19 protein-coding genes are annotated in these 20815 nt (G+C 56.3%); all 19 read left to right on the top strand.

The annotated features are described in order from the left end of the window. Positions 1-95: 95 nt before the first annotated feature. Positions 96-1124: a 3-deoxy-7-phosphoheptulonate synthase gene (gene aroF / locus MGLY_RS15590; RefSeq protein ID WP_156275382.1), complete on the top strand. Its 1029-nt coding sequence runs from the start codon at positions 96-98 to the stop codon at positions 1122-1124. After that, a complete protein-coding gene (gene pheA / locus MGLY_RS15585; protein WP_156275380.1) occupies positions 1121-1981 on the top strand; it encodes a prephenate dehydratase in 861 nt (286 codons plus the stop codon). Before aroF ends, pheA begins: the two co-directional genes overlap by 4 nt. Beyond that, entirely contained in the window at positions 1972-3120 is a 1149-nt protein-coding gene (locus tag MGLY_RS15580) for a prephenate dehydrogenase (RefSeq protein ID WP_170291124.1), read from the top strand. Before pheA ends, MGLY_RS15580 begins: the two co-directional genes overlap by 10 nt. A gap of 60 nt (positions 3121-3180) precedes the next feature. Further along, positions 3181-4491 carry a 3-phosphoshikimate 1-carboxyvinyltransferase gene (aroA, locus tag MGLY_RS15575; RefSeq protein ID WP_156275378.1) on the top strand — a complete coding sequence of 437 codons (1311 nt, stop codon included), beginning with the start codon at positions 3181-3183 and terminating at the stop codon, positions 4489-4491. Next, the gene (gene cmk / locus MGLY_RS15570) at positions 4488-5195 is read left to right on the top strand and encodes a (d)CMP kinase (RefSeq protein WP_156275376.1); all 708 of its coding nucleotides are present in this window, start codon (positions 4488-4490) and stop codon (positions 5193-5195) included. Before aroA ends, cmk begins: the two co-directional genes overlap by 4 nt. 86 nt (positions 5196-5281) lie before the next feature. Further along, on the top strand, positions 5282-5860 hold the full coding sequence (locus tag MGLY_RS15565) for a lysophospholipid acyltransferase family protein (protein WP_156275373.1): 579 nt from the start codon (positions 5282-5284) through the stop codon (positions 5858-5860). 114 nt (positions 5861-5974) lie between these two features. Continuing rightward, positions 5975-8176 carry a bifunctional 4-hydroxy-3-methylbut-2-enyl diphosphate reductase/30S ribosomal protein S1 gene (locus MGLY_RS15560; protein WP_156275371.1) on the top strand — a complete coding sequence of 734 codons (2202 nt, stop codon included), beginning with the start codon at positions 5975-5977 and terminating at the stop codon, positions 8174-8176. Positions 8177-8194: 18 nt separating this feature from the next. Continuing rightward, positions 8195-9232: a type 2 isopentenyl-diphosphate Delta-isomerase gene (gene fni / locus MGLY_RS15555; protein ID WP_156275369.1), complete on the top strand. Its 1038-nt coding sequence runs from the start codon at positions 8195-8197 to the stop codon at positions 9230-9232. A gap of 173 nt (positions 9233-9405) precedes the next feature. Next, the gene (locus MGLY_RS15550) at positions 9406-10143 is read left to right on the top strand and encodes a DUF1614 domain-containing protein (protein WP_156275367.1); all 738 of its coding nucleotides are present in this window, start codon (positions 9406-9408) and stop codon (positions 10141-10143) included. Between the two features lie 61 nt (positions 10144-10204). Beyond that, positions 10205-11419 carry a stage II sporulation protein P gene (gene spoIIP, locus MGLY_RS15545; RefSeq protein ID WP_156275365.1) on the top strand — a complete coding sequence of 405 codons (1215 nt, stop codon included), beginning with the start codon at positions 10205-10207 and terminating at the stop codon, positions 11417-11419. Continuing rightward, the gene (locus MGLY_RS15540) at positions 11388-11945 is read left to right on the top strand and encodes a DUF3189 family protein (protein WP_170291122.1); all 558 of its coding nucleotides are present in this window, start codon (positions 11388-11390) and stop codon (positions 11943-11945) included. The genes spoIIP and MGLY_RS15540 overlap by 32 nt, the downstream gene beginning before the upstream one ends. Further along, complete coding sequence (locus tag MGLY_RS15535; RefSeq protein ID WP_156275363.1) at positions 11942-12430, top strand: DUF3189 family protein; 489 nt, start codon at positions 11942-11944, stop codon at positions 12428-12430. The genes MGLY_RS15540 and MGLY_RS15535 overlap by 4 nt, the downstream gene beginning before the upstream one ends. Positions 12431-12554: 124 nt before the next feature. Continuing rightward, positions 12555-13907: a DUF512 domain-containing protein gene (locus MGLY_RS15530; RefSeq protein ID WP_156275361.1), complete on the top strand. Its 1353-nt coding sequence runs from the start codon at positions 12555-12557 to the stop codon at positions 13905-13907. Next, a complete protein-coding gene (der, locus tag MGLY_RS15525) occupies positions 13900-15216 on the top strand; it encodes a ribosome biogenesis GTPase Der (RefSeq protein ID WP_156275357.1) in 1317 nt (438 codons plus the stop codon). Before MGLY_RS15530 ends, der begins: the two co-directional genes overlap by 8 nt. 23 nt (positions 15217-15239) lie before the next feature. Then, positions 15240-15824, top strand: coding sequence for a glycerol-3-phosphate 1-O-acyltransferase PlsY (gene plsY / locus MGLY_RS15520; protein WP_156275355.1), 585 nt, complete (start codon positions 15240-15242; stop codon positions 15822-15824). After that, entirely contained in the window at positions 15825-16832 is a 1008-nt protein-coding gene (locus MGLY_RS15515) for an NAD(P)H-dependent glycerol-3-phosphate dehydrogenase (RefSeq protein ID WP_156275353.1), read from the top strand. A 294-nt stretch (positions 16833-17126) separates the two neighbouring features. Further along, positions 17127-18605 (top strand): stage IV sporulation protein A, encoded by a 1479-nt coding sequence (gene spoIVA / locus MGLY_RS15510; protein ID WP_156275351.1) that lies wholly within the window; start codon positions 17127-17129, stop codon positions 18603-18605. A 224-nt stretch (positions 18606-18829) separates the two neighbouring features. Next, positions 18830-19618, top strand: a complete 789-nt coding sequence (locus MGLY_RS15505) for a DeoR/GlpR family DNA-binding transcription regulator (RefSeq protein ID WP_156275349.1) — start codon at positions 18830-18832, stop codon at positions 19616-19618. 89 nt (positions 19619-19707) lie between these two features. Then, the gene (locus tag MGLY_RS15500) at positions 19708-20760 is read left to right on the top strand and encodes a TRAP transporter substrate-binding protein (protein ID WP_156275347.1); all 1053 of its coding nucleotides are present in this window, start codon (positions 19708-19710) and stop codon (positions 20758-20760) included. The last annotated feature ends 55 nt before the right edge of the window (positions 20761-20815 follow it).

The raw sequence follows: 20815 nt of genomic DNA, 5'->3' as shown, positions 1-20815 counted from the left end.
TAAAATGGCAGGATGGCAGTACGGCAGGAGAGATGGCACTTGAAAAAACGTCACTCCTGGCGGGGGTGACGTTTTGTTTTTCAGGGGGGGTACAAATGATCATTGTCATGGAACCCGGAGCAACTTCTGAGGAACAGCAGGCGGTGATAGCGCGCCTGGAACGGGAGGGTTTCAAGGTGCACCTGTCCCGGGGAATAGAACGGACCATAATTGGTGCCATTGGCGATAAGACACGTTTAAGGGCTGAGACCCTGGCCGCCCTGCCCGGGGTGGAAAAGGTGGTGCCCATTTTACAGCCCTACAAACTGGCCGGCCGGGATTTTCACCCCGAGGACACCTTGGTACCTGTAGGGGAATTGACCATCGGCGGCCACCAGGTTCACATTATCGCCGGACCCTGCGCGGTGGAGAGCCGGGAGCAGCTCCTGGAAACCGCCATGGCCGTACGCGAGGCCGGGGCGACCATGCTGCGGGGGGGAGCCTATAAACCCCGCAGCTCACCTTACTCCTTCCAGGGCCTGGCAGCCAAAGGCCTGGAATTCCTGGCCGAAGCCAGGGAAGTTACGGGTTTGCCTGTGGTAACGGAAATCATGGACCCGGCCCTGGTCACCGCAGTCGCGCAGGTTGCCGATGTACTGCAAATAGGTTCCCGGAACATGCAAAACTTTGCCTTGCTCCAGGCCGTGGGCCGCACCCAAAAGCCGGTGCTTTTGAAGCGCGGCCTGTCGGCGACCATTGAGGAATGGCTCCTGGCCGCCGAATACATCCTCACTGAGGGTAATAGCCAGGTTATCTTATGCGAGCGGGGCATCCGTACCTTTGAGACGTACACCCGTAATACCCTGGACCTGAGCGCCGTACCGGCAGTAAAGCATTTATCCCACTTGCCGGTCATTGTCGATCCCAGCCACGGGACCGGGCGCAAGTTTATGGTCGCGCCCATGGCCAGGGCCGCCCTGGCTGCCGGCGCTGACGGCTTAATGATCGAGGTTCACCCCAACCCCCAGGAAGCCCTCTCCGATGGCCCCCAGTCCCTGACACCGGAGCAATTTGCCCGCCTGGTGCAGGAAATCCGGCCCATTATCGCTGCCAGCAGCCGGGAACTGGGGCATCTGGTATCATGAAGGCAATAGCTTACCTGGGGCCCCCCGGGACTTTTTCCCATGAGGCGGCAGTTGCCTGGGCACGGCGGGTAGATCGCAACTGGCAGGCAGGGGCGGATACTTTCCTGGCCTGCCCCAACTTGCCGGAAGTCATGACCGCAGTCCAAAACCACCAGGCAGGAGCAGGGATTTTACCGGTGGAAAACTCCATCGAAGGAGCGGTGAACCTCACCCTGGACCTGGTCCTCGAGGAAGAAGGGCTGCAGGTAATCGGCGAAGTAGTATTGCCGGTCTGCCACTGCCTTATGGGCCAGGCAGAGGATATGAAAGCAATCCGGGAAGTCTGGTCCCACCCCCAGGCCCTGGCCCAGTGCCGCCATTACCTGGCCACTAACCTCCCTGGAGCAAAACTTAAGGCGGTTACCAGTACGGCTGAGGCTGCCAGGGAGGCCCGCCGGATGCCGGAACTGGCAGCCATCGCTTCGGCCTTTGCCGCCAGGCTTTACCAGCTACCGGTACTGGCAACCAGCATCCAGGATTACCAGGAAAATAAGACGCGCTTCTGGGTTCTGGGGCGGGAGGCACCGTCCCTCCCCGGTCCTTACAAGACCTCCCTGGTGGTGGCTGCCCTGGCCAACCGCCCGGGGAGTCTTTATGCCATTTTAAAGGATTTCGCTGAAGCCGGCATTAATTTGACCCGTATTGAATCCCGGCCGACCAAAAAGGAACTGGGGGAATACCTTTTCTTTATTGATTGCGAGGGCAAAGCCACGGCACCACCATTAAAAGAAGTGCTGGCAGGCCTGAAATCCAGGACGGGTTTATTAAAAATCCTGGGATCTTATTCCCAGGACAGGGGGGAAACCAGTTGCAGCTAGTTCCGGGTCCGGTTCCGGTTGCCCCACCGCCATCAGGTCCTCTGGTTGAAAGAGTGGCCATCATCGGCCTGGGCCTCATGGGGGGTTCCCTGGGCCTGGCCCTGCTGCAGGGAGGCCTGGCCCAGGAAGTGGCGGGCTATGACCGTCAGGCAGAGGCCATCCAGGCGGCCGGGCAACTTGGTGCCATCAACCACCAGGCTACCTGCCCGGAGGAAGCCGTCGCCGGGGCTGAGGTAGTAATTCTGGCCGTACCGGTAGGGACCTTAAGCCAGGTGGCCGGGGCCATCGCCCCGGCCCTGGCGCCGGGGACCATTGTTACCGACACCGGTAGCGTCAAAGGAGCCGTTGTCCGGGAACTGGAAAGTATTTTTCAGCCCCGGGCATTTTATGTCGGCGGCCATCCCATGGCCGGATCCGAGCGGGCCGGCATCAAGGCCGCCGACCGCTATCTCCTGGAAAATGCCGTCTATGTATTAACGCCGACCCCGGCCACCGATGCTGGGGCCTTGCAACGCCTGGAAGAGCTGTTCCGGGCGGTGGGAGCAAGGGTTATAACCCTGGAGCCGGAGGAGCATGACCTGGTGGTGGCCGGGATCAGCCATTTACCCCATCTCTTAGCCGTCAGCCTGATGCAAACTGCTGGCGAACTGGCGCGGGAGCATCCCCTGGCCCTGATGCTGGCTGCCGGGGGTTTCCGGGATACAACCCGCATCGCTGCGGGGGACCCGGTTATGTGGCGGGATATTTTTCTCCACAACCGCCAGGCTATTCTTACTTTGTTAAAATGCTGGCGCCGCCAGCTGGAAGCCCTGGAGGGGATGATTGCCCGGGGTGATGGCGAGGACCTGGAGGCTGCATTACAACAGGCCCGCTCTTTAAGGGCTCAGGTGCCGGTGCGGCAAAAAGGCCTGCTGCCCGCCCTCCATGAACTGGTGGTGACCGTCCCCGACCAGCCGGGGGTCATTGGTGCCATGGCTACGGCCCTGGGTAATGCCGGTATTAATATTATTGACATCGAAATCCTCCGGGTACGGGAAGGTGAAGGGGGCAGCATCCGCCTTGGCTTTACCACAGCCGCCGCTGCCGCCAAAGCCTTGGAAATATTGCAAAGCAGGGGTATTAACGCCCGGATGTTGTAGGAACTGCTTGACACCGGTAGATATTCCTGGTAGTTTGGAAGGGGAATCAGGAGGAAAAGAATGCAGCTTATTATCAAGCCGTCGCCATCCCTGGCGGGAAGTTTAAGACCGCCGGGGGATAAATCCATATCCCACCGGGCGGCCATCATCGGGGCCCTGGCCGCAGGAACAACGATTATCGATGGTTTCCTGGAGGGAGCCGACTGCCTCAGTACTTTAAGATGTCTCAGGGCCCTGGGAATAGATATTGAGGGCCCGCACGAAGGCCGGGTAGTTGTCCACGGTAAGGGGATGGGTTCCTTGCGGGAGCCGGAAGCCATCCTCGATGCCGGCAATTCGGGTACCACCATGCGTCTCCTTCTGGGGGTGCTGGCCGGGCAGCCCTTTTATAGCGTGATTACCGGCGACGCCTCCCTGCGCCGGCGGCCCATGGGCCGGGTGACCCAGCCCCTTGCGGCCATGGGGGCCAGGATCTGGGGACGCCGGGGCGGGGAACTGGCCCCCTTAAGTATCCAGGGTGGTAACCTGCATCCCCTTACCTATACCCTGCCGGTGGCCAGTGCCCAGGTAAAATCGGCCCTGCTCCTGGCCGGTCTTTTTGCCCCCGGGGAGACGGTTATTATTGAACCCTGCCGCTTACGGGATCACAGTGAGCGCCTGCTCAAAGCAGCTGGGGCTGCTATCAAGGTCGAAGGGCTGGCTGTCAGGATCGCCGGCCAGAAGCCCCTGCAGCCATTAACCATCAGCGTTCCAGGGGATATTTCGGCAGCGGCTTTTTTCCTGGTAGCCGGGTGTATTCATCCCCGGGCCAGGATCACCCTGGAAAATGTAAATTTAAACCCCACCCGCACCGGCATCCTGGATGTACTGCTGTCCATGGGGGCGCAAATATCGGTAATGCCCCGGGGCGAGAGCGGCGGCGAGCCGGTCGGTGATATCCAGGCAACCTCCAGCGGCCTCCGGGGTGTGGAGATGGGCGGCGAACTCATTCCCCGCCTCATTGATGAAATACCAGTCCTGGCAGTGGCGGCCGCCCTGGCCGCAGGGGAAACGGTAATCCGCGACGCAGCCGAACTGAGGGTGAAGGAGAGCGACCGCATCACTATGGTGGCCCGCGAGCTGGACAGGATGGGCGCCAATATCCAGGCACGGCCCGATGGTTTCCTGATTAAAGGGGTTAAAGGGGGCCGCCTCCAGGGAACGGTGGTGGACAGTCACGGCGATCACCGCTTGGGAATGGCCCTGGCAGTAGCCGCCCTGGTGGCCGAAGGGCCAACGGTAATCAAGGGTGCTGAATGTATGGCCATTTCTTACCCTCATTTTGCCGCCGACCTGGCCCGGCTGGGGGTAGAAGTCAAGGAAGAAGAGTGAGGAATAAATTGCACGGTAACGTAGCCATCGACGGCCCGGCCGGGGCCGGTAAAAGCACGGTAGCCAGGCTCCTGGCGCAAAAACTGGGTTATCTCTACATCGACACCGGGGCCATGTACCGGGCCCTGACCTGGAAGGCCCTGCAGCAGGGGATAGACCTGACCGACGACCGGCAACTGGTTGCCCTGGCAGAGGCAACTACTATCAGGCTGGAAAATACGGCTGCTGGCACGGTGAAGGTTTACTGCGATAGCGAGGAAATTACCGCGGCCATCCGGCAGGAAACTGTTTCCCACCAGGTGTCTACCGTGGCCCGGGTGCCAGGGGTGCGGCGGCGGCTGGTGGAGTTACAGCGGCAGATGGCCGCCTCCAACCGGGTGGTCATGGACGGCCGCGATATCGGCACCAATGTTCTGCCGGAAGCGCCCTACAAATTCTTCCTGACGGCTTCCCTGGAAGAGAGGGCGCGGCGGCGTTACCGGGAACTCCTAGCTTCCGGCCGGCCGGTAGACCTGGAAATTATCAAGGAAGAAATCCGCCGGCGGGATGCCCAGGATAGCCAGCGTGAAGTTGACCCCTTGCAGCCAGCGCCCGACGCCGTGATCATTGATACCACTAATATGAAAGCTGCAGAAGTAGTGGCTAAAATGCTGGATCTAATCCAGGCCCATCGTGGGGTTAATGCCACCGCCAGCGAACGATGAAAATTTGTCTGGCTGTTAGGATGGGGATATGTCCCCACCAGAAGGTACCATTTCTGGCAGAACCCTATTTTCGGAGGATCCTCCAGGTGTTTTACCAGTTCGCTAAATTTGTCTGTTATCTCTTCTTGCGTTTCTTCTGCCGCTGGGAAGTTCAGGGACGGGAAAACTTTCCCCTTGAGGGACCGGTTATTGTCATTGCTAATCATATTTCCTACCTGGACCCGGTGGCAGTCGGCGTGGCTGCCCCCCGGACGGTGCGCTTTATGGCCAAGGAAGAACTTTTCCATATTCCCGTAGTTAACTGGATTATCAAGGGGCTGCACGCCTTCCCCGTCCGCCGGGGGCGTTCCGACCGGGCGGCCTTAAAAGCAGCCCTGGAGGTCCTCCAGGACGGCCAGGTCCTCGGCATGTTTCCCGAAGGCACCCGCAGCAAGGACGGCCGGCTACTTCCTTTCCAGCATGGCGCCGCCCTGCTGGCCTTGAAAACCGGTGCCCCCTTACTGCCGGTGGCCGTAAAAAATACCAATAGAGTCTTTCGTGGCGGCAGGATTAAAGTGATCATCGGCCGGCCTTTAAAATTTGAGACTGCAGGTCCAAGTACACCCCAACAAGTCCAGGACCTGACGGTTGCCGCTTACCAGGCAGTAGCCAAAATGCTGGCTTAAGGCCGGCTTTTTTTAATGACAGGCAGGATTTTGCCTCTTTTTCGCGAAATGTAAATAATGTTTGGCTGGAATTAGCAAACTAAATTTTAGCCCTGATCCAGGAGAAGAGCTTTAGTGGATGTGATTGTGGCTGATTATGCAGGCTTTTGTTTTGGCGTCACGCGGGCCGTAAAACAAGCCAGGGAGGCTCCCAAACCAGTCGTCTCCCTGGGGGCCCTAATCCATAACCGGCAGGTAGTGGAACAGTTGGCCAGGGAAGGTGTCCACCCCGTAAATTCCCTGGAAGAAGTAGATAGCGGCCGGGTATTAATTCGTTCCCACGGCGTGACGCCGGAAATTTTAGCCGCGGCCCGGGAAAAGGGCCTGGAGATTATCGACGCTACCTGCCCCTACGTGGCCCGGGCCCAGCACCTGGCCAGGAAACTGGCTGGTGAAGGTTACCAGGTAATAATTGTAGGTGATCCTGGACACCCCGAGGTTAAAGGGTTGCTCGGCTGGGCCGGTCCAGGGGCGGTAGTAGTTCCCCATAAAGAAGCAGCAGCAAACCTGCCCTTTCACCCCCGGCGGGCGGTTTTAGCCCAGACCACCCAGCCGGAGGAGAGGCTGGAGGAAGTTGCCGCTGCTTTAAGTTCCAATACGGATACTCTGGTAGTACACAATACCGTTTGCCAGGCTACCCGCCAGCGCCAGGAAGCAGCAGTTAACCTTGCGCGCCAGGTAGACGTAATGGTGGTAGTCGGCGGTAAGGAGAGTGCCAATACCCGGCACCTGGCAGAACTCTGCCGGGCTACGGGGACGCCGACCTACCACGTGGAAAGGGCCGGGGAGTTGTGTCGCCAGTGGTTTATAAATGCCCGGAGGGTCGGGGTCACAGGTGGCGCTTCGACCCCAGCGTGGATTATTGAGGAGGTAGTAGTAATGCTGGCTGAACAGGAAAAGGTAATGGTTCCAGAAGACGAAAAGGAACCGGTAAAGGCACCGGAAGGGGCCGGCTTCGCGCCGGCCGGGGAAAATAACGAGGTTGAGGTGAAACCGGAAGCCAGTCCTGACGTTCCAACTGCGGAGGCAGAGGACACCGCGGTAGCAGCAGGAGCCGTAGCCGGCCCGGTGGAACCAGCAATTGAGGAACCTGCCGCTCCCGGAGAACAGCAAGAAGAACAGAAAAATGAAATGCAACAAATGGAAGCTAAAATGCCTGAACTACGCCGGGGCAGCATTGTCACGGGTACAGTAGTCCAGGTCAACGATAATGAAGTCCTGGTGGATGTAGGGGGTAAGTGCGAGGGGATTATTCCTCTAAACGAACTCTCGCACCGTAATATCAGCGACCCCCGTGAAGTAGTAGCCGTGGGCGATACCATCAATGTCATGGTTGTAAAGCCCGAAGATGAGGAAGGCCATCCCGTTTTATCCAAGCGCCGCGCCGACCGCCGGGCTGCCTGGGAGAAGCTGGAGGAATACCTGGCCAGCGGCGCTGAACTCCAGGGTGAAGTTATCGAAGTCGTTAAAGGCGGCTTACTGGTCGATGTAGGCGTCAGGGGCTTTGTCCCCGCTTCCCTCATAGAAAGGGGTTACGTTGAAGATTTAAACGCCTACCTGGGTAAAACTTTACGCCTGCGGGTTATCGAACTGGACCGCAGCAAGAATAAAGTCGTCCTTTCCCGGAAGGCCATCCTGGAAGAAGAGTATGAAAAACAACGCCAGGCTACCTGGGACAGCCTGGAGGTAGGCCAGGTCCGTAAAGGCGTAGTCCGGCGGTTGACCAACTTTGGCGCCTTTGTCGACCTGGGCGGTGTTGATGGCCTCCTCCACGTCTCAGAAATTTCCTGGGGCCGGGTGGAGCACCCCCGGGATGTGCTGACGGAAGGCCAGGAAATCGAAGTAAAAATCCTGGGTATCGACAGGGAAGAAGGCAAAGTTTCCCTGGGTTGCAAACAACTCCTGCCCAATCCGTGGGATACGGCCGCCGAGCGTTACCCGGTGGGAACGGTTGTGGAAGGTAAAGTTTTACGCCTGGCCCCCTTTGGCGCCTTTGTGGAAGTCGAACCGGGTATTGAGGGCCTGGTGCATATCTCCCAGCTGGCCGACCGGCACGTGGAAAAACCCGAGGATGTGGTGAACGCAGGGGAGGTCATCCCGGTGAAAGTCCTGGGGGTAGACCAGGAAGCCCATCGCATGAGCCTGAGCCTCCGCCAGGCTCTCCGGGACAAGGCCAGGAAGCAGCCCAAACAGGAAGAAAAAGCCCGCGAAAACCAGGAGGACAGCGGCGTTAAACTGGGTGACCTGTTTGGGGAGCTTTTTGAAGAGGCAAAATGAAACGCGAGGCGTAAGGGGATGCCAGAGACGATCGCGGGGAGGGGCCAGCGCAAGCTGGAACACCTGCGTTTCTTCCAGCAAGACTGTAACGGCACCAGCGGCCTGGAGGATGTCCATTTAATCCACCAGGCCCTGCCGCAACTCGACTGGACGGATATTGATCTTAGCTGCCGGTGGCTGGGGAAAACCCTGGCCGCCCCTTTTATTATTAACGCCCTTACGGGCGGCCCTCCCGAAACAAAGGCCATTAACGCCGCCCTGGCCAGGGTGGCCCGGCGAACCGGCATTGCCCTGGCCGTGGGTTCCCAGAAGGCAGCCATAGAAAATAAAGCCTGGGTCGAAAGTTTCGCCATTACCCGCCGGGAAAATCCGGAAGGCTTAATCCTGGCCAATCTGGGGGCCGGTAATTCCCCGGACGTTGCCCGGGAAGCGGTAGCTATGATCGCTGCCGACGGTTTACAGGTACACCTCAACGCCGCCCAGGAACTGGTCATGCCGGAGGGCGACCGTTCCTTCCGGGGCTGGCTGGATAATATAAAGGATATGGTAAACTTCCTGGACGTACCCGTTATTGCTAAAGAAGTAGGCTTTGGCCTGTCTCGGGAAGCAGCTTTACAGTTATATCATGCTGGCGTCCGTATCCTGGATGTGGGCGGCCGCGGCGGGACTGATTTTGCCGCTATTGAAAACAAACGCCGGGACCGCCAGGTAACGGCCCTTAACCATTGGGGCCTGCCCACGGCAGTCAGTATCCTGGAAATTAAGGAACTGGGCCTGCCGGTGGAGATTGTGGCCACCGGCGGTATCCGGAGTGCCCTGGATGCCGCCCGGGCCCTGGCCCTGGGGGCGAAAATTGTTGGTGCGGCCGGGCATTTCCTGAAAATTCTCCTGGACCAGGGTGAAGAGACCCTGGTCCAGGAGATTTTCAGCTGGCAGGAAGATTTAAAACGCATTTGCCTTTTAACCGGCTGCCCCACCCCGGCGGAACTGGCAACTAAACCTCTGGTCATTACCGGGAAGACCAAAGCCTGGCTGGAGGGTATCCAGCGCCGGTAGGGAGCAGGCATTATCTCTGGGTACTGAACTCTCTGTGGTCCTTCTGAGCAATGCGGGGCCTATTTAACCACCAGATCCACCGTCCATTATTGACGGTGGATTTTTTTTCTCCCGGCCGGTCCCGGTATATTTCTTACCTTACGGGGAAATCTAACCCTGGAAGGTGATTAATCATGACGGGATATACTACCGGTGTTTTACTGTTAGTCATCGTCTTTGTCCTGGTTTATTTCGGCCTGGCCCACCGGGTCCTGGACCGCCTTTATTTAAGCGACCGGGTGGCCCTGGCCCTTATTATCGCTATGATCGCTGGGAGCTTTATTAATATCCCGATAACCAGCGGGCGAGTAGTTACTTCTGTTAATGTGGGTGGTGGCCTGATACCCCTGGGCCTGGCCATTTATGTCCTGTACCGGGCCGGAACCGCCCGGGAAGTGGGGCGGGCTTTGCTGGGAGCAGTAATTACCGCCGCCGTACTTTCTGGCATCAGCCTCCTGACCCGGGGCCGGGAAGCCTGGAATGTGACGGGCTTAAGCCTCCTGGACCCCCTTTACTATTATCCCCTCATCGCCGGTGTAGTAGCCTACCTGGTAGGCCGCTCCCGCCGGGCCGCCTTTGTAGGCGCCATCCTGGGAGTGCTTTTACTGGATGTCGTCGACCTCTTTTTCTACCTCAGCCGGGGTCTAAGGGGAACGGTAGCCTTCGGCGGTGCCGGCATAATCGATGTTACTTTTATGGCCGCCGTCGTGGCCGTACTCCTGGCGGAATTAATCGGCGAAGCGCGCGAAAGAATCCAGGGTGGACCGGAGGCTTCCGAACGCCCGCGTTCCCTGCTGGCTGGTTTGAAGGGAACTGCGTTAAAACCTTTCCCGGACAACAAAAAGGATAACGGTGGTGAACAGGGTGAATAAATTAAGGCGACCTGGTAGATTTTGGAGTAGATTAATCCTGCTTATTTCTGCCTTAGCTCTGATGGGTATCCTTACCTTCCAGGAAAGCCGGCAGGGAGCTGCCACCAGGGTTTTCAGCCTGAAAAACCTGCTGATAAGCCAGGCCCATACCGAAGGCCAGTATTCCGTTTTAGTTGACGAACAGGGCCGGATGCTGGATATGATGGCCCGCCGGGTTTACCTTAACGATGAGTATATTGCCGCCGACAACCGCCGTTATAAGGTAATTCGCGTGGAAGGCAACAGGGCCGTCTGCCGGGAAATAGGTATAGAGCAACTTTCCCAAGGTGAAGAAACGATTGCTGTTCCGGCCAGAACGGCTGTCCCGGTTCAGGCCGGCGGCAACCAGGTAATCGGCGTTTACCATTCCCACGATGACGAATCTTATGTACCTACGCAGGGCGCGGAGAGTATACCCGGCAGCGGCGGTGTCCTGCAAGTGGGTACGGCCTTTGCCAATCGCCTGCGCAGCCTGGGCCTAACGGTGTACCATGACCAGACCTCCCATGCCCCCCATGACGACGCGGCCTACCGGCGTTCCCGCCGTACGGCCATGGGTCTCCTGCAAAAAGGAGCGGCAGCCATTTTTGACCTGCACCGGGACGGCGTGCCTGACCCCACCTTTTATCGCCGCACCATTAACGGCCAGGATGTAACGATGATTCGTCTGGTCGTCGGCCGGGAAAATCAGAATATGAGCGCCAACCTGGATTTTGCCAAGCGGCTTAAGGCAGCCGCCGATGCCAGGTACCCGGGCTTGATCAGGGGGATTTTTATCGGTGCCGGCAGTTATAACCAGGACCTGTCACCCCGGGCCATGCTCCTGGAAGTGGGTACCCACACCAACACCCTGGCTGAAGCCGAACGGGGGACAACTCTCTTTGCCGACGTCGTGCCGCCCGTCCTGGGGGTGGCGGCCCGGCCCACGGCCGCCCGGACTCCCAGCACGGCCGCCGACTGGAAGGGCGTCCTGTTTGTCATCCTGGCTTTCGTCCTTGGTGGCGCTGCCTTCCTGATTATTTCTGCCGGCAGCTGGGAAAAGGCCGTGGCCCGACTTAAGCAGTTTACTTCGATAGAGTGGGTCAATTTACTGGGATGGCGGCGGTCAAGGCGGCCTTTGCTGACCAGGGAAGCCGGACAGGGACCCGGCAACCAGAAGGAAATAGTGAAGCTGGACAAGAAACCTGCTGCGGAGTCAACGCCCAATGATGAACGGGCCGACTGGCAAAAGGAATAAAAAGTTAGTTATCTACCATTGTTTTGGCGGCTCCCATTCTTCGGTTACGGCAGCAGCCATTCACCTGGGGCTTTTGCCCCGCGACAGGATACCTACGGCAGCGGAACTCCTGGCCCTGCCGTATTTTGATGGCCGCAGCCGGGGAGAAGAGGGTGAACTGAAATTTATGGGTACCGATATTTATGGTAACAAGGTATACGCCGCCGGCAAAAAAAACCTGGGCAGCAGGTTCGAAGCTCTACTCTATGACCTGGCCGGCGTTCTGGGGGTACCGCGGCAAGAAATTCTACTTCTAAATACGTCCCCGCTGGTAAATCTATTAATGCGGCTGGGCGGTTTTACTTCCCGCCGTCTTGGCCTGACTGCTCCAGGACGTCCGGTGGTAGTGTGGGGTACCAGGTGTGCCTTCACCAGGCTGGTGGAGTTTGTAGAACAGAATCAGCACCTGTGGATACCTGCACCTGCGTCACCAGGTATGCTCTGGCGGGAAAAACATGAATTAACCCGGAAAGGCCCGTTACAGTGATTATCGTTTATGCCTGTTTTAGCGGTACCCATGCCGCAGTGATCGCCGCTGCCCTGCATGCGGGTTTCTTAAATCCTGGCCAGTTCCCGGCCTGGGAGGAGTTAAAAAAATTGCCTCACTTTGACGCCCCTGAAGGGGAAGGCGGCATGCGTCATATAGGTCATACGCCAGCAGGTCATGCCCTTTATACTGCGGCCGTCGGCCATGACGGCGAGGCAGCCCGGCGGGCTATAGAGACTTTCCTGGTAGCCCTGGGCCGGGACCAGAGTGAGGTGCTGTGGCTAGACGTTTCTCCCCAGGTTTCCTTTTTATGGCGGGTGGGCGCTTTTTGCCGGCGTTATTCCCGCCTGGCCTGGTTGGGACGGCTGCTGCTGCAGTGGAGCCTAGGGCGAGACTACCCCGTCCTGGTTAACCTGGTTAAGAGGGCTCGCCAACAAGAGCGCAATAACGTTAAGTCCGGTACCACGACCTGTATCCAGGTGTAAAACCACAGCTCCAAGTCAAAACTTGACGGCCGGGGTAAAATATTGGATAATTAAGGCGAAAAAAACGCAGGCCGTGGGTACCACAGCCGGGACCTGCGCAGTGAAGTCAGGAGATGACATCTGCTTGCCTGAACAAAGGGCAGTAATAGCAACCGTCCGGCCGGGCAGCATAGCCGCCGAGCTAGGAATCAATGCCGGCGATGTGCTGGTGGCCATCAACGGGGAACCGGTGCCCGACCTGATTGTCTACCGTTACCTTTGCGCCGGTGAAAGCCTGGAGGTGGAGATTGAAAAACCCGGGGGCGAGAGATGGCTGGTGGAAATCGAAAAGGACTACGACGAGGACCTGGGGCTGGAATTTGCCGCACCGACCTTTGATGGCCTGCGCCATTGCAGTAATAAATGCCTTTTTTGCTTTGTCGATCAGATGCCCCGGGGCCTCCGGCCCGGTCTTTATATCAAAGATGACGACTACCGTTATTCCTTTCTCCACGGCAATTTTATTACCCTGACCAACTTAAAACCCCGGGATTGGGAATATATCTTCCGCTGGCACCTCAGCCCCCTCTATATTTCCGTCCATACCACCAATCCGCAGTTAAGACGCAGGCTTTTAGGCAATCAACGGGGCGGGGAAATCATGGTGCAGCTGAAGAAGCTGGCTGCTGCCGGCATCCAGATGCATACCCAGATTGTTCTCTGCCCGGGGTTCAATGACGGCCCGGAGTTAGAGCAGACGGTAAAGGACCTCAGCAGCCTTTATCCCGCGGTACAATCTATTGCTGTAGTGCCGGTGGGTTTGACTTCCCGGCGGGAAAATTTATTTCCTTTGCGACGGGTGACACCGGAGGCGGCTGCAGCAATAGTAAACCGGATTGCCGGCTGGCAGGCTGAGTTTCGCCGCCGCTTTGCGCGTGGCCTGGTCTACGGGGCCGATGAACTCTACCTGCTGGCCAATCTCCCGTTCCCCCCGGCTTCTTACTATGACGACTTTCCCCAGACGGAAAACGGCGTTGGCCTCACGCGCCTTTTCCTGGATGATTTTGCAGCTGCCCTGGCTAACCTCAAACGGCCTGAAATCCAGCGCCGCCGGGTGGTAATAGCCAGCGGTACCCTGGCGGCTCCCCTCCTGGCAGGGCTCGTCCAGGAGGTCACGGCAAAGGCCGGCAACCTGGAGGCCAGGGTAATCCCGGTAACCAACCTTTTCTTTGGCCCGCAGGTGACGGTGGCCGGCCTCCTGACCGGCCGGGATCTATTAAGGGGCTTAAACGAAGCCGCCCCCTGGGCCCGGGAAAAAGAAGGAGTTATTCTCATCCCCGACGTCATGCTAAAAAGGGACGCCCCGGTTTTCCTGGATGACCTGACGCCAGGGACGCTGGCCAGGGAGTTAGGGGTAGAAGTGCAGGTAATTCCGGCCACAGGTCGCGGCCTGGTAGAGGGATTATTAACTCCATGCGGAGGTATTCTTTTTGCCTAAACCGGTAGTAGCCATTGTCGGCCGGCCCAATGTCGGCAAGTCAACCCTTTTCAATCGCCTCACCGGCGCCCGGGTAGCTATTGTTGAAGACACCCCCGGTGTAACCAGGGACCGCCTTTACCGCGACGCCGAATGGCGAGGGCGCCAGTTTACCCTGGTAGATACGGGGGGCATTGCTGCCAGGCCGGATGATCCCCTGGTGGCCCAGGTAAGGCGCCAGGCTGAACAGGCCCTGGCGGAAGCTGATGTTATCCTCTTTGTTGTTGATACCAGGACCGGCCTGACCGCCGACGATGAAGAGGTGGCAGAGCTATTACGCCGCTCCGGGCGGCCGGTAATCCTGGTGGCCAATAAGGTCGAAGACTTCAGCGATCCATCTCTGACCCACGAATTTTATCGCCTGGGCCTGGGAGATCCTTTGCCTGTTTCTGCCATTCACGGTTTGAATGTCGGCGATCTCCTGGACAGGGTAGTTGACCTATTACCGGCAGCCCCCGTAGAAGAAGAGGGCACGGCTTTAAAAGTAGCCGTGGTGGGGCGGCCCAATGTAGGTAAGTCTTCCATCGTCAACCGCCTCCTGGGCGAAGAACGGCTCATCGTCAGCGATCTGCCGGGCACTACCAGGGATGCCATAGATACATATATTCGCCAGGGCGAAAGGGAGTACATCCTTATTGATACCGCCGGCATGCGCCGCAAGAGCCGCATCGCCGATCCCACCGAGCATTACAGCGTTTTGCGGGCCCTGAAGGCGGTGGAACGGGCCGACGTAGTCCTGGTAGTCCTGGACGGTACCGAAGGCGTTACCGAACAGGATAAAAAAATTGCCGGCTATGGCCATGAACAGGGCAAAGCCTCTATAATAATAGTAAACAAGTGGGATTTAGTGCCCAGGGATGATAAAACAATGGCCCGTTATGAGGAGATGATCCGCCAGGAGTTAAGTTTTATGTCCTATGCTCCTATCCTTTTTATTTCGGCCCTGACAGGGCAACGGGTTGCCCGGATTTTACCCGCCCTTGATGCTGTGGGAGCAGAGGCCAGCCGTCGTGTGGCTACAGGAACATTAAATTCCATAGTGCGAGAAGCGGTCATGCTCACGCCACCGCCGGCGGTAAAGGGCCAGGCGGTTAAAATCTTTTACGCCACCCAGGTCAAAGTCAAACCGCCGACCTTTATCTTCTTTTGCAACCGTCCGGAAGATGTCCATTTTTCCTACCAGCGCTATTTGGAGAACCAGCTCCGGCAGGCCTTTGGTTTTGAGGGCACGCCGCTGCGTTTATTATTCCGGCACAGCAAAGGGCAATAATTTAAAAAAACGGAGGGGAAAATATGTGGCTGCTGGCCCTGGTACTGGCTTATCTTATCGGTTCTATTCCCACGGCTTACGTGGTGGGACGTTATGTGTACGGTTTTGATATCCGGCGACGGGGCAGTGGCAATGTCGGCGCCACTAACGCTTTAAGAACCATGGGTACTTTTCCAGGCCTGCTGGTACTGGCAGTTGATGCCCTGAAAGGCATGCTGGCTGTCTGGTTGGGCCAGGCCATGGGTGGCCCCTGGCTGGCAGCCATAACGGCCCTGGTGGCCATTATTGGCCATAACTGGTCTGTTTTCCTGGAATTTCAAGGAGGAAGGGGGGTAGCTACGACTGCCGGTGCGGTGCTGGCCATGGCGCCGCCTGTCATCTTCTGGGCCGCATTGCTCTGGGTGGTAATCGTAGTTTTTACTCGCTATGTCTCCCTGGGGTCAATTTTGGCTGCTGCCGTAGCCCCTTTTCTCATGCTCTTTTTTCACCGTCCCTGGCCCTATATCCTTTTTGCCTTTGCCGGGGCAACACTGGTTATTTACCGCCACCGGCCCAATATTAAACGCCTGCTGGCCGGGACCGAACATAAACTGGGGGAGCGAAGTTAATTGACCGGAAGTATTGCCGTCATTGGTGCCGGCAGCTGGGGAACGGCCCTGGCCGTTTTACTGGCCCGGAAGGGCTTCCTGGTTAACCTCTGGGCCAGGCGCCAGGAACTGGTGGTTGAACTGGAAGAAGTGAGAGAAAATAAAGCATATTTGCCGGGGGTCAAATTACCCGCCGGAATCAGGCCGACGACCGATCTGGAATTAGCCACCAGGGAGGTAGACCTGGTAGTTCTCAGCGTTCCCTCCCATGCCGTCCGTTTAACAGCCCGGCAGCTAAAACCTTTTTTGTCCCCGGGAATAATAGTCGTCAATACTGCGAAAGGGCTGGAGCTGGACACAAAAAAACGTTTATCAGAAGTCCTGGCCGAAGAAGGCCTGGAGCAGGTGGCGGTGCTCTCCGGCCCCAGCCATGCCGAAGAAGTCGGCCGCGGCCTGCCCACGACGGTAGTCGTCGCTGCCGCCGACCGGCAGGTAGCTGAATATGTCCAGGATATTTTTATGGACCCTACCTTCCGGGTTTATACCAATCCCGACGTGACAGGGGTTGAATTTGGCGGCGCTTTAAAAAATATTATTGCCCTGGCCACAGGAATTGCCGATGGCCTGGGCCTGGGGGATAATGCCCGGGCGGCCCTCATGACCAGGGGCATGGTGGAAATTGCCCGCCTGGGGGTAGCCCTGGGGGGAAAAGCCATGACTTTTGCCGGTTTAAGTGGTATTGGCGATTTGATTGTCACCTGTACCAGCATGTACAGCCGCAACCGCCGTGCCGGGATGCAGCTGGGGGAGGGCAAGGCCCTGGCCGAAATCCTGTCCGGCATGGGCATGGTAGTCGAAGGTGTGCGGACTACGGCGGCAGCCCGCGACCTCGCCCGTCAGTACCAGATCCGCATGCCTATCACCGAAGAGATTTACCAGGTTCTCTATGAAGGTAAACCAGTCCGGGAGTGCGTCGCCGCCCTTATGGAACGACCGCGCACTCATGAAGTCGAAACAGGCATCTGGTAGACCCCGGCGCCGCCAATGTGATGCCAACCGGAGATTAAAATAGCAATAGGGTATATTTCAAACCCGGAGCTGGCGCACCCAGTTCCCGCCAGTTTCCCACCTCTGATTTCCCGCCTCCAACTTCTATTCATCGCAGGTTCTTTTCTTGTCCCCGGGTGCATAGATCTGTAAAAGATTGACCCCTAAAAATGATTGCGGGTCATATTCTGGCTACCAAATCATATAGATGTATTGTTAAAACATGCCAGTCGGGCTGAACGGTAAACTAAATGGCCTGGGGAGGGAGAATACGGGGTGGAAAAGCGGGATATTTTCCGGGATATAGCCGAACGTACCGGCGGTGATATTTATCTCGGTGTCATGGGGCCGGTACGCAGCGGCAAGTCAACTTTTATCACTCAATTCATGGAAAAGCTGGTGTTGCCGAACATCAAAAATCCCAATGAGCGGGACCGGGCCAGGGATGAATTGCCCCAGAGCGGTGCCGGGCGCATGATCATGACCACCGAACCCAAATTTATTCCCAATGAAGCGGTGGAGATTACCATCCGGGAAGGGTTGAAGATGCGCGTACGGCTGGTCGACTGCGTCGGCTATACCGTACCCGGCGCCCTGGGCTATGAGGACGGCGAGGGGCCCAGGATGGTGCGGACGCCCTGGTTTGAAGAGTCGGTCCCCTTCCAGGAAGCAGCGGAAACAGGAACGCGCAAGGTGATCACCGACCACGCCACTATTGGTATAGTTGTCACCACCGATGGCAGTATTACGGAGATTCCCCGGCAAGATTACGTCGATGCCGAGGAACGGGTCATCTGGGAACTCAAGGATTTAGGTAAGCCCTTTGTCGTCCTGCTCAATTCCGTCCATCCCCTGGCCGAGGACACAATTACCCTGGCCGGGGAACTGGAGTCCGCCTATGATGTCCCGGTCCTCCCGGTGGACTGCCTGCATTTAAGCGAAGAGGACATCCTGCATATCATGGAAGAGGCCCTCTATGAATTCCCGGTGGCCGAGGTCAACGTCAACCTGCCTCGCTGGGTGGATGAACTGGCAGGCGACCACTGGCTGCGGCAGCAGCTGGAAAATGCCGTCCGGGAAGCAGTGGGGGAGGTCCGGCGCCTGCGGGATATCAATGGCGCTATAGACAGGCTTAACGAAAATGAATATGTTTGCCGGGTAGCCCTGAAGGACATGGACCTGGGCACCGGTACCGCCCACATTGACCTGGCAATGAGGGAAGGGCTCTTCTACCAGATCCTGCGGGAAGTCAGCGGCCTGGACATCAGCGGTGACCAGGATATCCTGCGCTGGATGCGCGAACTGGCCGGCATTAAGAAGGAATGGGATAAAATCGCCTATGGTATCCAGGAAGTCCGCAACACCGGCTACGGCGTCGTGACGCCCACCGAAGAAGAAATGGAACTGGCCGAGCCGGAACTTATCAAGCAGGGCGGGCGTTCCGGCGTGCGGCTAAAGGCCACAGCCCCATCTTACCACTTCATCCGCGCCGACATCACCACCGAGGTAACGCCCCTCATCGGTACCGAAAAGCAATGCGAGGACCTGGTCAAATATATCATGGAGGAGTTTGAAGATAATCCCCAGAAGATCTGGCAGACCAATGTTTTCGGCAAGTCCTTAAGCGAACTGGTGCGGGAAGGTATCCAGAGTAAACTCTACCGCATGCCGGAAAGCGCCCAGGTAAAACTCCAGGAAACGGTAGAACGCATTGTCAACGACGGCGGCGGCGGGCTGATCTGCATTATAATTTAGCCAGGTGGCTAACGGTAACCGGGGCAACGCCCCGGATTATTTTTTTGTTCAAGTTGAGACGTTAGTGCAAAAAGGATCAAAATAACGCAAAATAATTTTTATATAAAATAGAAACGCGCAGAAGGAATCATCTAAAAAATGTAGAATATAAAATAAGCAATCAATAAGAAGCAATAAATCTAAATACGTGACATCCTGTCGGGGCAAGGTCAAGGGAGGAGCTTATGCAATCAAAACGAGAGATGTTCATTCTCGATACCCTCAAGACACAAGGTGCTATAGAAGTTGCCGATATAGCAGCAGCCCTGGGTGTGTCTTTAGCTACCGTGCGGCGTGACTTGGCCAATTTAGAGGCAAAGGGATTACTGGTAAAAACTCGCGGAGGGGCTATTTTGCCCGGTTCGCAGATGGCTACAACGTTCAATACTTTTCATACCCCCTTTGAAACCGCCTATGAGTTCCGCGCCGAAAGGATGGTGCAACAAAAACAGGCTATCGGCAAGCTGGCAGCTACCTTGGTGAAGCCGTGCGATACCATTATTCTTGATACGGGCACTACCGTAATAGAGCTGGCCCGCCATATTAAAAATATTACTCCCCTTACTGTGATAACTAATGCTATTAATGTAATGGATGAATTGCGTAATTGCCCTGAAATTACCGTAATTCTCTTGGGGGGGATTTATGACCCGCGAACAATCTCCGTCGTAGGCCCCCTAACAGAAAAAGCCCTGTACCAGCTCAGGGCCGACAAAGCTTTTCTAGCCGGAGGGGGATTAACAGTAGCTGACGGCTTAATGAACAACAACCTGATGACTGCTGGTATTAAAAAAGCTATGGCTGAGATTAGCAGCAGGACAATTGTTCTGGTAGACAGTAGCAAGATTGGATCGATGGCGGTCATTCCTATTATTCCTATTGAAAAAATATCTACTATAGTTACCGATAAGGAGGCTGATAAAAGCATACTGAAAGAATTTGATGCAGCAGGGGTTGAGGTTATGGTGGCTTGAAGGGAGTGATGCGAATTTATCAATAAGCAGAGATATTATTTTACAAAGTAGAAGGTAGAAACAAATTAAATTAAAAGGAGGATTCAGCATTGAGGAAGTTTAGTAAAGGTTATTTCAAAAAGTTCGTATTTTTGGCTTTGATGGTGATAGTAACCCTGCTAGTGGCTGCTTGTGGTGGTGGCAAGCAAGTAAGCGATCAAAAAGCAAGTGATAATAATAAACAAACCAGCAGCGATAAAATCGTTTTGCGATTGGCACATAACCAGATGCCCGACCAGGGCTATGGGCTGGGGGTAGCCAAATTTGTTGATTTAGTTCGACAAAAAACAAATGGCAAAGTAGAAATACAGGTGTTTGATCAAGGGAAACTCGGCGACGAACGGGACGTCACCGAAGGCTTGAACCTGGGCACCGTGGACATGGCTATAACCTCCATCGGGGTCATGACCAACTATAACCCCGAGTTGTCGGCCATAGTCATGCCCTTTATTTTCCGGGATTATGACCATGTTGAGAAGGTGATGGGGTCCGGCATATTAAACCCGGCCCTGGAAAAATTGCAGAGTAAAGGCATGAAAGCCCTAGCTATCTATGCTCAGGGATTCCGTGACGTAGCCACGCGGGAAAAACCTATTAAATCCCTGGAAGATTTTAGAGGCGTAAAAATACGCATTCCAGCCGGGGAGGTCTACACCGAAACTTTCAAGGCCCTGGGAGCCAACCCGACGCCTATCCCCTGGGGCGAACTCTATACCTCGCTGCAGACAAAAGTCGTCGACGGCTATGAAAATAATCCCCAAGTTGCCAATCAAATAAAATTGTACGAGGTTACTAAATATCTAAGTTTAACCAACCATATCTGGGAAGGCGGCATTGTCTTAATCGCCAAGAATAAGTGGGACCAGTTACCGGCGGATATTCAGAGGGCTATCCAGGAAGCGGCCACGGAAAGTGCCAAGATCCAACGCGATCTCATTCGTAAGGGCGACGATAAGGCTATTGAAGTAATGAAACAGAATAAGATGGAAGTCGTCAACATCGACCGTACCCCCTTAATTGCAGCTGTAAAGCCGGTTTATGAACAATTGGGCAAAAAATACGGTATCGAGCAACTCTTAAAACAGATTCAAGAAGTGAAGTAGGACTAAGTTTTCATAAAAAGTCAGGGGGTTATTACCGTAACCCCCTGACAACCCG

It is taken from the genome of Moorella glycerini, assembly GCF_009735625.1.
Classification (GTDB): Bacteria; Bacillota; DSM-521; order Neomoorellales; family Neomoorellaceae; genus Neomoorella; species Neomoorella glycerini.
The sequence above is the reverse complement of the archived record's forward strand: the minus strand, read 5'-3'. Positions and strand labels throughout refer to the sequence as shown.

What these genes read in the sequence shown, in the direction of transcription:
- aroF (WP_156275382.1), top strand. Translation starts at nt 96, where the DNA reads ATGATCATTGTCATGGAACCCGGAGCAACTTCTGAGGAACAGCAGGCG.
- pheA (WP_156275380.1), top strand. Translation starts at nt 1,121, where the DNA reads ATGAAGGCAATAGCTTACCTGGGGCCCCCCGGGACTTTTTCCCATGAG.
- aroA (WP_156275378.1), top strand. Translation starts at nt 3,181, where the DNA reads ATGCAGCTTATTATCAAGCCGTCGCCATCCCTGGCGGGAAGTTTAAGA.
- fni (WP_156275369.1), top strand. Translation starts at nt 8,195, where the DNA reads ATGCCAGAGACGATCGCGGGGAGGGGCCAGCGCAAGCTGGAACACCTG.
- MGLY_RS15550 (WP_156275367.1), top strand. Translation starts at nt 9,406, where the DNA reads ATGACGGGATATACTACCGGTGTTTTACTGTTAGTCATCGTCTTTGTC.
- spoIIP (WP_156275365.1), top strand. Translation starts at nt 10,205, where the DNA reads ATGGGTATCCTTACCTTCCAGGAAAGCCGGCAGGGAGCTGCCACCAGG.
- MGLY_RS15540 (WP_170291122.1), top strand. Translation starts at nt 11,388, where the DNA reads ATGATGAACGGGCCGACTGGCAAAAGGAATAAAAAGTTAGTTATCTAC.
- plsY (WP_156275355.1), top strand. Translation starts at nt 15,240, where the DNA reads ATGTGGCTGCTGGCCCTGGTACTGGCTTATCTTATCGGTTCTATTCCC.
- MGLY_RS15505 (WP_156275349.1), top strand. Translation starts at nt 18,830, where the DNA reads ATGCAATCAAAACGAGAGATGTTCATTCTCGATACCCTCAAGACACAA.